Here is a 13,992-nt window from a genome sequence, read left to right on the forward strand (position 1 = left end):
CGCGGATTCAGACGGCCGCAAGGCCTCCATCGATCAGGTAGAGCACGATCGAGAACGTCACGATCGACATGAGGGTGCTGCTGAGGATGGATGTGGCCGCTTCGCTCTGATAGGCCCCGGCTTCGTTGGCGAACATCGCCGGAATCGTTGCGGACGGCAGTGCGCAGAGCAGGATCATCTGCTGGGCGTAGATTCCCTTGACCGAAAGAAGAATGGTGGCGCCGATCATCAGGGCCGGGTGCACGACGAGCTTCAGCCCCATGTTCACCCACACCTCGCTGGACAGGTTCAGCCGCACGGAGGACATGATCAGGCCGAGACAGAACAGCGAAACACCGGGCGTTGCCTTGCCGAGCAGATTGAGCGATTCGGCCATGACAGGTGGGAGCTTGATCGCGAGGAGGGAGAGCAGGATGCCGATGGCGGGTGCCCACATGAGTGGCCGGCGGATGGCGCCCGAGATGCTGGCGACAAACGCCTGAGTCCCGCTGCCTTTGCCACTGGCGATTGCCAGCATCATCGTGGTCAGCGGAATCATCACGAGGCTTGCTACCAGGTTGAGCACCAGTACGGAATACAGGCTGGCGGGGCCGAACATGGCCTGCAGGATCGGGATGCCCATGAATGCGGCATCCGGGAATCCGACCACGAAGCCCTTCAGCGTGGCGGCCTTCAGTTCGCGATAGCGAAACCACCCGATGGCGAACGCCACGACGTACATCCCCATGATGCCGATGAACGTTGCGACGACGAACCGGAAGTCGAGCAGTTGCGAACGCGGCGTGCCGGCCATGCCGACCAGCAGCAGGGCGGGGAAGATCCAGTTGAGCACCAGCCGGCTGATCAGCAGGCTATCCGAATGATTGAGCTTGCCGCGCTTGCCCGCGAGAAATCCGAGCACGATGATAAATGCGACCGGCAGCAGAGGCCCTGTGATACGTTCCAACATTTTTGATACTCCTTGGCTGCCGCGTCCGCGCCGTCAGGGCTGTCCCTTCGTCCGGCATGCGATGGCCTTTGATGCCCGGCACGTCATCCGCGCCGGGCTGACATGCATGGCGCGGTCAGGCCACCCGGTAGTCGCGGATCACGTCCGCACTGGGCTCAAGGCCAAGACCCGCGCCCTGGGGCACGGCGAACGCACCGTTCTTCGGGATGATGGCGTCCCCATAGAGCTGCGCCTCGAGGTCGAAATAGCGCCATTCGACGAGCGCATCGGGACCGCCCAGCGCGGCGCTTGCGTGCACACTGGCGAGCAGGCCGGGGCCGTCATAGAAGGTGTGAACCATCACCGTGACGTTGTTGGCGTTGGCCAACGCGTACACCTTCTTCAGTTCGGTCAGGCCCCCCATCTTCGCCGGGCTCGGCTGGATGAAGTCGACGGCCCCTGCTTCGAAGAGATGCTGGAAGTCCATCAACGTCGACGCGTTCTCGCCAGCGGCAATGGGGATGCCGCCCGCTTGCCTGACGCGCGCGAGCCCGGAATAGTTCTCCGGCGGCCACACCGGTTCTTCGAGCCATCGCAGGTTGAAAGGCCGGAGCTTCTCCGCCATGTCGAGCGCTTCGCGGACAGTCCAGGGGCAGTTGACGTCGAGCGTGATGTCGATGTCGTCACCCGCCGTCTCGCGCGCCGCGCGGACGCTTTCCACATCGATCTCGTGCAGCTTGAGATGACGAAACCCGTCGCGCAGCGCGCGCGCCACGTTCTCCCGCACAAGTTCCGGATCGGAATACCGGGTCAGGCTGGCGTAGGCGCGAAGCGAGGTGGCATCGCTGCCGCCGAGCAGTTGGTAGACCGGTTGGCCTGCGGCCTTTCCCGCGATGTCCCACAGCGCGATATCGATAGCGGAAAGGCTGTGGAGGAAGGCGCCGCTGCGCCCGAAGACATGAAACTTCCGCTGCATGTCGAGCATCAGCTTTTCAAGCTGCGAGGCATCCCGGCCGACGATTGCGGGAGCGAGGATGGTGTCGATGACGACCTTGGCTGGCGCAACCGCCGCAAAGCCGAAGGTCTCGCCCCAACCCACCACGCCGGTATCCGTCGTGACCTTGACGACCAGCGAGTCCGCTGTCTGCAAGCCGCTTTTACCCCACACGGCCTCATCAGACCGGCCACCTGCGGTGAACGGAATGCGCAGCGGTATCGCCTCGATGTTTGCAATCTTCATGATGTCCCCTTCCGCGTGTTCGCGGATCGCTCGAATCGTTTCGGGCATCGGGGCGCCATCTGCGCCACCTGCGAGAATTGCTCGTTGCCCCTGGTCTTCAATCTAGATGGATTGCTGTCGAACTCGCATACCCACCAAGACGAATGAGTCTTGCGTGACAGGAACAAGTCAGGTGCCGGAAGCGCGCGTCGCGCGTCGGCAAGGAGGCAATCAGGAGAACGGGACCGCACACGCCATGAGGATCGACGGCGAACACGCAGCTCACGTCACCCGCTTGAGTCCGGTGGCATGTCATCGCCAACCTGGAACGTGATGTTGTGCGCGTTGCCGTAGGCCCAGAACCACACTTCACCAGGTTGAAATTGCCTTGGTGGTGAACAGCGGCATGCCAATGCCGGCGGCGTCGTCCGTCAAGGCCTGAATCTCGATAAAGGGCCGTTTGGGCTCGACCTTGCCGAAGATCGCGGCAAAGGGGATATCCGCGGCATCCCGCCCCGTGCCGATGCGCAACAGCCCGGTCGGTATGGACACGCCCGAGGGGTCGAACAGATACCAATGACCTGACAGGTACACCTCGACCACCGCGTGAAAATCCGGCTGCCCCATCGCGGGATCGGCGCCGTAATCCAGGCTGCTGGACATGCGGGCGGGAATGCTCAGCGCGCGGCAGATCGCAATCATCAGATGAGCAAAGTCACGGCATACGCCCGTTCGCTCCACGACCGTGTCCGTCGCCGACGTGCGTTCATTCGTCGAGCGCGAAAGAAAGCGCACGTGGTTGCGCACCCACTCTCGAATCGCATACACACGGAAATAGCCAGGCTCCATGCCGCCGAACTCCCGCATCGCAAATTCCATGAGCCGGTCGGATTCGCAATAGCGGCTCGGGGCGAGGTAGGGCAGCACATCGAAGGGAATCTGCGCGACCGGTATCTCCAACAGGAATGCCCCGTCGTCCAGCCGATGGTCGATGTCCACGACGGCCTCATAGCTCAGCGAAAGGCTGCCCTCCGGCGCGCGAATGCGCAGAAGCCGGTTGCACAGCGTCGTGTCCGTATATCGGGTGACGTCGATCGACGGTGGCAGCGTCAATTGCTCTTCCACAACATGCTGTCGCGATGTCCTGGCAGCCTCGATATTCAGGATAAAGTCCGCGGTGGCGTCCTTGATGTCATAGGAAAGCCGCAGCGCGTATCGTAGACGGTTCATTTTCATTCCTCCGCCCACATCGAAGCTGGAAATGCGCCAGTCTGGGAGAGGTGGTGTGGCAGTCAGTGTAGCGCGACTGACTGACGCGGAGCGACGCCCGGAGATGTCCGGGATAAAAGCTGGCTGGATTGCAGTCTGTCGTGCGGCAAGGGTTCTGGTATTTGCAAAGGTGGACATCTAGACTGGTAGATGCAACGACATCCCTGCATGTGCGTTTGCGCCTGGCTGCCAGTCACATCGACCCATCCCTCCGTCAACGTACCTGAGCTTTGCGTCATGAGATCGCCCCATCGGGCGAGGGACTTCTCATGGTCGCGGGTCAGGCATGCGCGTTTGCCGCAGTGTCACGCAATATCGTCCGAAATATCGTTCTGTATGGGCGATACAGGACCTGCGGCACCATCCTGAACATCTTTCGGCGGGCAAGTGGTAGCGGTCGCCTGTATGAGTGAGGTAGCCCAATGCGTACTTTTCTTTATTTCACATTGAATGATGCGGCCACTGCGAGATTGACGCTGTCTCGACTCGCCAACCTGTTCGACGGGCCAGCCCTTCATGACGGACCGTGGTTCGCCCAACGCGACAATCAGCCGGTCGAGGGCTTGCCCCGGGCCGAGATTGGCCAGACCACGTATCGCGAGCAGGCCGCCATCGGTGGATTTGTCATCGGCGCCATGGCGGTGGTGACCGTGATGCTCACCCACGGGACATTCCATGGTCCGGCTGCAAGCGCAGTCGCGCTGCTCGGCGGCCTCATGCTTGGCGGCATGATCGGCTGGTGGATTGGCGGATTGCTCGGCGTACGGGTCCGGCGTTTCAGCCTGACCGCCCGCAAGCTTCCGGTGGTGCCCGGACAGATCCTGATGATCGCCAATTGCGATGCGAAGTCCCGGGATTTGCTCAGGCGGACGGTCCATGATCTGGGTGGCGTCAGCGTGGACGAACACAGTGACGTGCTGCCGAATTTCAGATGGCTGTAAGGATCTCCGGGAAGGGCTTGATTTATTGGGAAGAAGAGGAGCGCAAGGATGCAACGGCTGACTGAGTACCGAGGTTACGCGATTCATGTTGATCTCGTGAGCACCTCCAAGGACATGTTTGACACCTGGTTTCAGGTCGAACGGACAGATGGCTCGCGTGGCGTGGTGCCTTTCGGCAAGCGAATGAAGGTGATGGGCTCCCCATTCTCGCGACGGTGGGCGCATCTGGTGGGAGAGCTTGCGGGTCGCGATGCTGTGGACTTGATGATCGAGGATGACTAGGCAGCGATGGACGCTGTTCTCGCTACGAGTCCCGAGATCTGGCGATAATCCGTCACGCAGCCATCACGAAGCAGCAACCGGATGGGCGAGCACGGTGAACTGTACGACCGCGCCGCGCGGCTGGTTCTCGCTGGCCCACAACTGGCCGCCATGCGCATCGATGATCGACCGGCAGATCGATAGCCCCATGCCCAGGCCGGTGGGCTTGGTGGTGTAGAAGGGCGCGAAAACGCGTTCGGCGCTGTTCGGCGCAAAGCCCGGCCCCGTATCGCGCACCGCCACGAGCACGCAGCCGGCGTCGGCTTCCTCTGTGCTGATGAGCAATTCCCGTTCGCCGTCGCTGACGCCGCGCATCGCCTCGATCGCGTTGACGATCAGGTTGAGCAGCACCTGCTGCAGTTCGACGCGGTCGCCTTCGATGGATGGCAAGCCATCCGCCAGTTGCGTCTGCACCGACGCGCCGCTCTTCGTGGCTTCTCCACGGGTGAGTTCGATCACCTCGCGGATCGCCCCGTTGATGTCCACCGGTTCCTTCCTTGGTGGCGCCTTCTTGATCAGCTGACGAATCCGGCCGAGCACGTCGGCCGCCCGATTGGCATCCTTGATGATCCGGCCGAGCACCTGCCCGACTTCGTCGACGTTGGGAGGCTGGGCGGCCAGCCAGCGCTGCGCGGCCTGGGCGTTGGTCACCGTCGCGGCGATCGGCTGGTTGACTTCGTGAGCGATCGACGCCGCCAGCTGCCCCATGGTTGCCACGCGATTCGCGTGCGCCAGTTCCGTCTGCACCTCGCGATAGCGTTGCTCGCTATCGCGGATCTTGTCCTCGGCCTGCTTGCGCTCGGTCAGATCGAGCACGAAAGCGACGCCATTCTTGCGGCTCGCTTCGAACGTCGCCAGACCGACGATGACGGGCACGCGGCTGCCATCTTTCCGGATGTACTCCTTCTCGTAGGGCTGGGCGCGTCCTGTGCGCCGCACCTCCGCCAGCGCGTTTGCGCTGCCCTGACGGAATTCCTGCGGCGTCAGATCCCGCCAGCGCACGCGGCCTGAGACAAGATCCTCCCGCTCGTATCCCACCATCTGTAGGAATGCGTCATTGGCCTCGAGAATTTCACCACCGGCATGCCAGACGATGATCCCGATGATGTTGGCGTCGACGAGACGCTGGATCCTCGCTTCGCGCTCGGCGACGTCGCGATACAAGCGGGCATTTTCCAGCGAGATCGCGGCCTGCGAGGCCACCAGCTTCAGCACGGCGATCCGGGCCGGGCTGAATACGCGGTCACTCAGATTGTTTTCGAGATAGAGCGCGCCGGTGAGCTTGGCCTGGTTCATCAATGGCAGGCAGAGAATGGAGCGCGCGCGATGCTCGCGAACGTAAGGGTCCGTGGCAAACGGCGGCTCGGTCGCTGCATCGTCGAGAAACACGCTCTCGCGGGTGCGCAGGACGTGGTAGAGGATGGACTCCGGCAGCATCGTCGCGCTCACCGGCACATCGCGCAGCTGCAACTGGGTCGCGTCGCCGCCGGTTGTCGCTTCCGCCGCGATCCGTTGTTCGCCGCCGTTCGACAGGATCAGCAGGCCCCGTTCGGCGCCAGCCTGTTCAATGGCAGTACGCATCACCATGTCGATCAGCTTTTCCAGGACGATCTCGCTCGAGGCGGCCTGCGACACCTTGATGACGGTGGCCAGGTCGAGGTGTTCGACGGGTGTCGCGATCGTGTTCGTCGGGCCCGGCGCGGTTTCTTCCGTCCTCAGGTACGGATACCGTTCCTCGAGCTGCCGTACTTTTCCGTCGGCGCCCCAGCGCAGGTAGCCGTAGCGGGCATCCTGCAAGTACACGCGGGCGATCTTCTCCAGGCCGCGCGCCGCATAAAAGCGGGAGGCAAGCTCGCTGGCAAGGGCCTCGGTGTGGAAAAACCCGCTTTCCTGCGCCGATTGGATGGCCTGCTCATAGAGATGCTCGGCGTCGATCAGGCGGCCTTCGATGCGCGCGATCTCCGCGCCGAGCAGCGCCGCGTGATCCGCGAAATTCTCGGGGCAGTTCTCCGCCCAGAGCTGAAGCTGCCGGTGATGCGCCGCCAACGCCTCCAGGTGCTGCGTCCGCGCATCCGTTGGGGGCGTATCGCACAATGCGGCGTGGAGCAGCGCGCTGTAGAAGTGATACTCGGCTTCCTCGAAGAAGGAGGATGAGGTCCAGAGCAGCTGTTGCGCCTTCGATGCGGCATCCAGGGCCACCGCATAGTCGCCGGCAAGATAGCGTGCCTGCAGTTTGCGGGTCCAGTACCAGCATTCGGCGAGCGCCAGGTCCGGGCTGGCCGCCAGATGCTGTTCGGTAAGTCGCTCGCTGAACTGCCCGTCGTCAAAGCAGCCGAATGTCGTCGTCAAGCCGCGTAGCGTGTGGATCACCGCGAGCTGTGTGCCGATGAAGTCGATGACCAGACCGAAGCGCACCCTTTCGGCGTAGGCCAGGCCGCGTTCGGCTTCGGCTTGCACCGCGGGCAGCGGCTCGCCGCCAAAGAGCAGGTCGGAGACGAGGCTGTTGCCGCAGTAAGCGCCATACGGCAGGTCTCCGATCCGGTTTGCGGCGGCGAAAGCGCGGCTCAGCAGCGCGCGGCAATCCCGGACGGGTCTCAGCCAGCGCATGACGAAAATCGAGAAGCAGAGATACGTCTTGGCTTCGAAGCGCTTGAGGCCGCGTCGATCGACGAGGTCGCAGCCGAGCTGGCCGAACCGCAAGCCGGCCTGATAGTCGCCGAAACGCCGCCCGGAGACCCGGCCGACGTTGGCATAGAGCACGCATGACGCATCGCAGTTGCCGCGCTCCATGCTCAGGCTGACCGCCTTGCATATCGTCAGGCAAGCCAGATTCGAATCCGTCTGCAGGGCAGGCGCGAAAAGCTTGCTCAGTGCCTCGACGGTCCCGAGGGAAGCCGCGTCCTCCATCAGCGGCAAATCGATGAGTTGCTCGATGGTGCGGTCCCCGAGCTGTGACCAGATCTGCTGGTATTCGCGCTGCACCGCGTCGTCGTCAGGATGTGGCGACCAGTCGATGCCGACATGCCGGAGGTAGGCGAGGCATACCGCGACCGCGCGGTCGCTCTGATCGAGAACCAGACAGACATCGAGCTGCAGGCACGCGACGAGGGCCTTTTCCACGGTCGTGGTGGCGCGCTCCGAAAGCGTCACCAGTCGCTCGTCCGCAGCCGCTAACTGCCCCGTCAGGAACTCGCATTCGGCGCGGCTCAGCTGCAGGGCGAAGAGCAGCGCATGCCGGCGCTCCCAGCCATCGTCGCGCAGCAGCTGCGCCCCGGTGACGAGGTAGGCCAGCGCGGAAGCATAGGCGGTCGACGCCTTGGCGCGCTCGCCGGCGAGCAGGTTGAATTCGGCCAGCTGCTCCCGTTCATCCTGTTCGGTGATCAGCGCGATGCAGCGATTGAGCTGGCCCACGATCTCGAAGATCGCCTCCCCGCGTTTTTCCGGGGGCGTCTGCGCGGCGAGCAGCCGGCCGATCCGCAGATGGGCCTTGGCGCGCGAGGCCTCGGGAATCAGGGAGTAGGCGGCTTCATGCACGCGGTCGTGAACGAACGCGTAGTAGCCTTCCAGCCGCTCGACCAGCTCCTGGCGAACCGCTTCCCACAAATCCGCGTGGACCCTGGCCTCCGGAATGCCGAGAACGCCGGACAGGGTCGCGATCTCGGCGACGTTCCCCAGGCAGGCCAGTTGCTGCAGCGCCTGCTGCGTCTCGTCCGGCAGGCGGGCCAGCTTGCCGACCATCAGGTCCACGACGTTGTCGGTATAACCCTTGGCATGGATACGATCGGGGTCCCAGCACCAGTGCCGCACGTCGTGATCGAAGGTGAGCAAATCCTCCTCGACCAGCGCGTGAAGAAACTGGATCACGAAGAACGGATTGCCGGCGGTCTTGTCTTGCACCAGTTGCGCCAGGGGCTCGATGCGCTCGGGCTCGCAATGCAGCGCTTCCGCGATCAACTGCTTGATGTGCGCACCGGTGAGCGGTGCGAGCGTGATGGCATCGATCTTGACGCCCGCGTTGCGGATGGCCTGGAGCTTGCCCGTCAGCGGATGCGTGGCATCGACCTCGTTATCGCGGTAGGCGCCGATCAGCATCAGGTGCCGCAGATCCGAGCCGGTCAGCAGATCCTCGAGCAGGTCGAGCGTCGCCGCGTCAAGCCACTGCAGATCATCCAGAAAGAGCGCGAGTGGATGTTCCGCCCGGGCAAATACCCCGATGAAACGCCGGAACATCAGCAGGAAACGACGTTGGGCCTGTTGTGGCTCAAGGTCCGGGACCGGTGGCGGCTCGCCGATGATGAGCTTCAGTTCGGGAATCAGATCGGTCATGAGCCGCGCGTTGGGGTCCAGCGCCTCCAGCAATGCGTCGCGCCAGCTGGCCAGTTCCGTGTCGCACTTGCCAAGAAGCGTCCGCACCAGGCTCTGAAAGGCCTGCACCAGCGTCGAATAGGGGATGTTGCGCTTGTACTGGTCGAACTTGCCGGAGGCGAAGAGTCCTCGCGGCGGCACCAGCACCTTGTGCAACTCATTGACGACGGAAGACTTGCCGATGCCGGAATAGCCGGAAACCAGTACCAGTTCCGGCGCGCTGTTCCCGACGATCCGGTTGAACGCGGCGACCAGGGTGTGGACCTCGCGATCCCGCCCGTACAGCTTCTCGGGAATCAGCAGGCGGTCCGGCGTGCCGTGTTCGTCCAGCGTGAAGTCGTCGACGCAGCGCTTGCGCTGCCAGTCCTCCAGGCAGCGCCGCAGATCATGCTCGACCCCGGCGGCAGCCTGGTAGCGCTCCTCGGCCGTCTTGGCGAGCAGCTTCATGACGATATGCGACACCACGGCCGGCACGGACTGCACGCGGGCGCTGGGCGGTACCGGCTTCCGGGCGATATGGCAGTGGACCCATTCCATGGGGTCGGTGGCGGTAAACGGCAGCGCGCCGGTCAGCATCTGGTAGAGCGTGACGCCGAAGGCATAGAGGTCGCTGCGCGAATCGATCGAACGATTCATCCGGCCGGTCTGCTCGGGCGCCATATAGGCGAGCGTGCCGGCGATGGTCTCGAGCGGCGCGGGCGCCTGGCGCTCGCGCGGCAGCCGCGAGGCGAGGCCGAATCCGGTGAGCCGCGCCTGTCCGTCGGTGCAGTTCACCAGGATATGAGTGGGCTTGAGGTCCTTGTGGACGAGGCCACGCTGGTGGAGCTTCGCCAGCGCCCCGGCGATGCCGACGGCGAGCTGCAGGAAATCTTCCATCGCCATGGGTGCGCCGAGCAGGCGCGCGAGCGGCTCGCCTCCGGGATCATCGAGCACCAGCTGGGTCCGGCCGCCTTCGCGCACCAGCTCCAGCGGCCGCACCGCCCACGCGCCATCCAGCTCGTCCTTCAGGCCAATCTCGTGAGCGAGGCGCTCGAGGCTGGAGGGCAGGGGATGTTCGGCGGCGGGACGCACCAGCAGGACGGAGAGGTCGCCATCTTCGCCCTGGCGCCGGTCTCGACAGAAAACGCGCTCGCCATCGTCCCACAGAATCTGGAGTCTGTTACCCATCGCCGCCGGAACCCTATGTAGGCCTTCGTTTGCCGCGCTGCGATCAGGCCGCTGCCCGTCATTGGGTCGGACGCCGTATTCGTCCACGTCATCCGGGCAGGGCGCGCTCGCGAAAGCGATTTGCAACGCGGCATCTCCGCGATTACAAACGCCTGCAGATGCAGGCTTTCCTAGCATATACCGCGGCGAGGGAGGCGCTATCGGGAGTGATTCGGAGGCACGTGGCGGGATTTGCGCCGACGTGCGCCGAGTGGCGCCGATGGTGCCGGGGACGCGCAAGCGCCCCTTGAGGCACTGGACGGAGAGGGATGTGGCGTGAAATCTGGCGAGGTGGCCTAATCGCCATCCGGCAATCCGGCCATCTCCGCCAGCCTGGCAGCGCCTGCCTTCGCATGGATGAAGGGTTGCACCAGACGGAGCGCCAGGCCACCCGAGGCGGAATCGATCGCCACCAGGCAGCCGCGCAAGCCGAGCGTCGTGCCTGCGGCGCAGATCCACAAGACCAGGCTCATGCCGCGATCCTCTCCGCCGGAGTCTCGGCGTCGTCCGCATTGAATCCGGTCAGGTGGTTCAGGTCGAGTGCGCGGATCTGCTCGGTCATGAAGTCGATGAAGACGCGAATGCGCGTCGGCAAATGCTGGCGGCAGAGGTAGCAGATGTAGTGGCCGCGGTCGTCCGGCGCATGCCGGCACAGCGCCATGACGAGCTCATTGCGCGCGACGTAATCGCAGACCAGATGGGCCGGCAGTTGCGCGATGCCGCGACCATCCAGGACGGCCCTCAGCACCAGGTCCGCGTCGTTGAACGTCAATCTGGCGGTCGGCAGGTACTTTCGCCCATGGCCGTCGACCTTGAACTCCCACTCGCGGACGCGACCGCCCGAGGATCTCTGGTTGATGCAGTCGTGTTCCCTCAGATCGTCCAGCGTGGCGGGCAGGCCCCGCTTTTCGACATAGGACCGGGATGCGCAGAGGGCCATCTGCATCGGCACCAGCTGCTTCGCGATGATGCTGGAGTCCTCGATGCACCCGTCGCGAAACGCGACGTCGATCTGATCCCCGGCGAAATCCGCCGGCTTGTCGTCCAGAACCAGGTCGACCGCGATTTCCGGGTAGGCCTCGGAGAATTTGAAGAGCAGCGGCGCCACCACCTTGCGTCCGAATCCAACCGTCGAGCAGACGCGAAGCGAGCCACGGGGCGGCCCATTGCGGAGATCCAGCATGTCGTTCATCGCGCCGACGATATGGGTCACGCCAAGATTGCAGTTCTCGAAGAACCGCTCGCCCTCGCGCGTCAGGCTGGTGGTCCGCGTCGTCCGGAGAAACAGGCGCGTGCTGAGCTGCGTCTCAAGCTTCTGAACATTTCGGGAAACCGCCGAGCGTCCGATTCCCAGCCGCTCCCCGGCTTTGGCGAAGCTGCCCTCGGTCGCCACCGCCATGAATGCGATGATCCCTGCGTAGCTCGTTGCGAAGCAGTTTGACAAGGCGTCAGCGCGATCTGCCGTGCCAGCGCGAAAGCCAGAATGCGAGGTATCCGAATGATCCATTGAAGACTCCCACTACCCACGTTTGCCACGGGACTGCGCGATGTCACCAGCCATGCAACAAGAGTAGGTGCGCGGGCACCCCGGGACCATTCTTCACACGGGTGGCACGGAACCCTACGTTGGCATCGAACGCTAATACAGGTGTATGACCCGCGGAGTGGGGGCGGCGCGCTTCAGGCAAGGATGGCCCGGCGCCTGGTTCCTGGCGCCGGGGCTCATATCAAAGTATGAGGTGATCGTTTCCGCGGACCTTCAAGCTGCATCTGGCACGCGCGGCCGTCGTGCAGGATTGGGCGATCCGGTTGCGGCGCGCCGATACGCCACTAATACGTTGGTATGATTCTTGGCCGCTGACAGGGGAATTACGCTGGAATCGTAGACATAGAGGCATGCGGTGGCGTTCTGGCTGCGTGCCGCCCCTTTCCTGACGATCGAGGTTGGTCTTTTGTGCTCCGCTCAGATAGTTTCGATTGTCGACGACGACGAGGCCGTCCGCCTCGCGACTGAGAGTCTCGTGCGCTCGTTCGGCCGGCAAACACGCCTGTTCGCATCGGCGGAGGAATTCCTGCAGTCGGGCTACGTCGCCGAGACGTCATGCCTGATCTCCGACGTCATGATGCCCGGCATGTCGGGAGTCGCCATGCATGACCGCATTCTGGAACTCGGATTCTTGCCGCCGACCATCTTTATCACGGCGTTTCCGACCGCGGAACTGATGGCGAAGGCGAAGGCGAACGGCGCGCTGGCGGTGCTCGAGAAGCCGGTGGACCCCGACGCCATCGCGCACTGGCTCAGCGTTGCGCTGGACCTGCCGTAGCGGATGAGGAAACCGGCCGGCGCCGCGCTCCCAAGGTCGCCGGCTTCAGGACGACTTCCGCTGCTGCGGATGGATGCCCAGTGATTCCGATTTCCTGACGAGATCCGCAACGGATCGCGCCGCCATTTTCTTCATCACCTGCCCACGGTGGATCTTCACGGTCACCTCGCTGATATGCATCTCGGAGGCAATCTGTTTGTTCATCAGGCCAGCCACGACGAACCCCAGCACCTCCCGTTCGCGCGGCGTCAATGAATCGTAGCCAGCACGAGTCGCCTCGTTCGATTGTTCAGCCGCGAGACGCTCGCCGTCGCGCGCCAGTGCATTCGCAACGGCGTCCAGCATGTCCTGGTCGCGAAACGGCTTGGCGAGGAAATCGACGGCCCCCGCCTTCATGGCCTTGACCGTCATCGCGATGTCGCCATGTCCGGTCATGAAGACGATCGGCATGCGCACATCGCTCTTCGCAATCTGTTCCTGGAAGGCAAGGCCGCTTTCGCCGCGCAGCCTGACGTCGAGAATCAGGCAACTGGGCACGTTGTGCTTCGGGAAGGCAAGAAAGTCCTGCGACGATTCGAAGGTCTCCACATGCAGCCCGATCGAGCGCAGCAGGCCGCCGAGGGCCAGCCGAATGGACTCGTCGTCGTCAACCACATAGACGACAGGCTCCTTGCGGTCGCGAGGGCTCTGGGCCGAAGTCGACTGCGACAGCGAACTCATCTCGCCTCCTTACTCCCGACCGGCGGCACATGCGGCGGCATCGGGTCCGACAGATCACCCTAGCCATTGTAGGTGGTTTGAAATGTGCCTGACGGACGTCGCCACGTCGCCGGTGCCGCCGCCGCCCGTGTCGCAAGAGGCAGAGCCGGGGTGTGCGGTCATTCCTGTGGCGCGAACGCCTCACGTGCCGGTGAGGAGTGCGCCTACTTGCCCTCTGCTCGTGTCACCTGCCACGCGACAACTTTCCAGCTTCCCTTCTGGTTGACCCAAACCACCGTTCTGCGGAGGTTGATCGGGCCAAACGGTTGTCCGCTGAGTGACCCTTTGAAGGTGAGCAGCAAGTGAACGACCGCCGTATCGCCATACACCCGTATCGCTTTCTCCCGGACGTCAATGGACTCGTACTTCAGGGAGCCCGACTTGAGATCCGCGATGTCCTGATCCTTCGTGAACAGCTTGCCGTTGCCGTGGACGATCGTGGCATCGTCGGCGTAATACTTCTGGTAGAAGCTGGTGTCCCCTTTCAGGTTGGCCTGGATCATCTCATCGGACAGTACGGAGATTTGCTGCTCGACTTTACCGACTTGTGCTGACGCGAGCGGTGTGCCCAATAGCCAGGCCGAGAACAACGCCGATGCAACGAGATTGGCGGTTCGCATGGGAATGCTCCTTGGATTGCGTTGGGACGGCGGTTATTTT

The 13,992-nt window shown here is 63.5% G+C and carries 11 protein-coding genes; 3 read left to right on the forward strand and 8 right to left on the reverse strand.

Going from position 1 to position 13,992, the window contains the following annotated elements:
* Positions 1 to 7: 7 nt before the first annotated feature.
* From BLR29_RS14165 to BLR29_RS14175, 3 genes are all read right to left on the reverse strand, one after another.
* A complete protein-coding gene (locus BLR29_RS14165; protein ID WP_092137631.1) occupies positions 8 to 949 on the reverse strand; it encodes an AEC family transporter in 942 nt (313 codons plus the stop codon).
* Positions 950 to 1,064: 115 nt separating this feature from the next.
* Complete coding sequence (locus BLR29_RS14170; protein ID WP_092137815.1) at positions 1,065 to 2,168, reverse strand: mandelate racemase/muconate lactonizing enzyme family protein; 1,104 nt, start codon at positions 2,166 to 2,168, stop codon at positions 1,065 to 1,067.
* Between the two features lie 348 nt (positions 2,169 to 2,516).
* Positions 2,517 to 3,377 carry a transglutaminase-like domain-containing protein gene (locus BLR29_RS14175; RefSeq protein ID WP_092137632.1) on the reverse strand — a complete coding sequence of 287 codons (861 nt, stop codon included), beginning with the start codon at positions 3,375 to 3,377 and terminating at the stop codon, positions 2,517 to 2,519.
* Positions 3,378 to 3,886: 509 nt separating this feature from the next.
* Here BLR29_RS14175 and BLR29_RS14180 point away from each other — a divergent pair.
* The gene (locus tag BLR29_RS14180; protein WP_255371233.1) at positions 3,887 to 4,357 is read left to right on the forward strand and encodes a hypothetical protein; all 471 of its coding nucleotides are present in this window, start codon (positions 3,887 to 3,889) and stop codon (positions 4,355 to 4,357) included.
* A gap of 48 nt (positions 4,358 to 4,405) precedes the next feature.
* Positions 4,406 to 4,639, forward strand: a complete 234-nt coding sequence (locus tag BLR29_RS14185; RefSeq protein WP_092137634.1) for a hypothetical protein — start codon at positions 4,406 to 4,408, stop codon at positions 4,637 to 4,639.
* A 63-nt stretch (positions 4,640 to 4,702) separates the two neighbouring features.
* Here BLR29_RS14185 and BLR29_RS14190 read toward each other — a convergent pair whose 3' ends face one another.
* From BLR29_RS14190 to BLR29_RS14195, 3 genes are all read right to left on the reverse strand, one after another.
* Positions 4,703 to 10,210 carry a trifunctional serine/threonine-protein kinase/ATP-binding protein/sensor histidine kinase gene (locus BLR29_RS14190; RefSeq protein WP_092137635.1) on the reverse strand — a complete coding sequence of 1,836 codons (5,508 nt, stop codon included), beginning with the start codon at positions 10,208 to 10,210 and terminating at the stop codon, positions 4,703 to 4,705.
* Positions 10,211 to 10,545: 335 nt separating this feature from the next.
* Positions 10,546 to 10,722, reverse strand: a complete 177-nt coding sequence (locus BLR29_RS32450; RefSeq protein WP_176860951.1) for a hypothetical protein — start codon at positions 10,720 to 10,722, stop codon at positions 10,546 to 10,548.
* Positions 10,719 to 11,756, reverse strand: coding sequence for a LysR family transcriptional regulator (locus BLR29_RS14195; protein ID WP_092137636.1), 1,038 nt, complete (start codon positions 11,754 to 11,756; stop codon positions 10,719 to 10,721). The genes BLR29_RS32450 and BLR29_RS14195 overlap by 4 nt, the downstream gene beginning before the upstream one ends.
* A 445-nt stretch (positions 11,757 to 12,201) precedes the next feature.
* On the opposite strand from BLR29_RS14195, the gene BLR29_RS14200 reads away from it, so the two are divergent.
* A complete protein-coding gene (locus BLR29_RS14200; RefSeq protein ID WP_092137816.1) occupies positions 12,202 to 12,573 on the forward strand; it encodes a response regulator transcription factor in 372 nt (123 codons plus the stop codon).
* A 45-nt stretch (positions 12,574 to 12,618) separates the two neighbouring features.
* Here the strand turns inward: BLR29_RS14200 and BLR29_RS14205 are convergent, their stop codons facing one another.
* Together BLR29_RS14205 and BLR29_RS14210 are read right to left on the reverse strand one after the other, a co-directional pair.
* Positions 12,619 to 13,293, reverse strand: coding sequence for a response regulator transcription factor (locus BLR29_RS14205; RefSeq protein ID WP_092137637.1), 675 nt, complete (start codon positions 13,291 to 13,293; stop codon positions 12,619 to 12,621).
* Positions 13,294 to 13,496: 203 nt separating this feature from the next.
* Positions 13,497 to 13,952, reverse strand: coding sequence for a nuclear transport factor 2 family protein (locus BLR29_RS14210; RefSeq protein ID WP_092137638.1), 456 nt, complete (start codon positions 13,950 to 13,952; stop codon positions 13,497 to 13,499).
* Positions 13,953 to 13,992 lie beyond the last annotated feature (40 nt).

The organism is Cupriavidus sp. YR651, assembly GCF_900101625.1.
GTDB lineage: Bacteria > Pseudomonadota > Gammaproteobacteria > Burkholderiales > Burkholderiaceae > Cupriavidus.

Excerpts from the sequence above, each read along its gene's own strand:
- BLR29_RS14170 (WP_092137815.1), bottom strand. The coding sequence starts at position 2,168 with ATGAAGATTGCAAACATCGAGGCGATACCGCTGCGCATTCCGTTCACC.
- BLR29_RS14165 (WP_092137631.1), bottom strand. The coding sequence starts at position 949 with ATGTTGGAACGTATCACAGGGCCTCTGCTGCCGGTCGCATTTATCATC.
- BLR29_RS14175 (WP_092137632.1), bottom strand. The coding sequence starts at position 3,377 with ATGAACCGTCTACGATACGCGCTGCGGCTTTCCTATGACATCAAGGAC.
- BLR29_RS14190 (WP_092137635.1), bottom strand. The coding sequence starts at position 10,210 with ATGGGTAACAGACTCCAGATTCTGTGGGACGATGGCGAGCGCGTTTTC.
- BLR29_RS32450 (WP_176860951.1), bottom strand. The coding sequence starts at position 10,722 with ATGAGCCTGGTCTTGTGGATCTGCGCCGCAGGCACGACGCTCGGCTTG.
- BLR29_RS14205 (WP_092137637.1), bottom strand. The coding sequence starts at position 13,293 with ATGAGTTCGCTGTCGCAGTCGACTTCGGCCCAGAGCCCTCGCGACCGC.
- BLR29_RS14195 (WP_092137636.1), bottom strand. The coding sequence starts at position 11,756 with ATGGATCATTCGGATACCTCGCATTCTGGCTTTCGCGCTGGCACGGCA.
- BLR29_RS14210 (WP_092137638.1), bottom strand. The coding sequence starts at position 13,952 with ATGCGAACCGCCAATCTCGTTGCATCGGCGTTGTTCTCGGCCTGGCTA.
- BLR29_RS14185 (WP_092137634.1), top strand. The coding sequence starts at position 4,406 with ATGCAACGGCTGACTGAGTACCGAGGTTACGCGATTCATGTTGATCTC.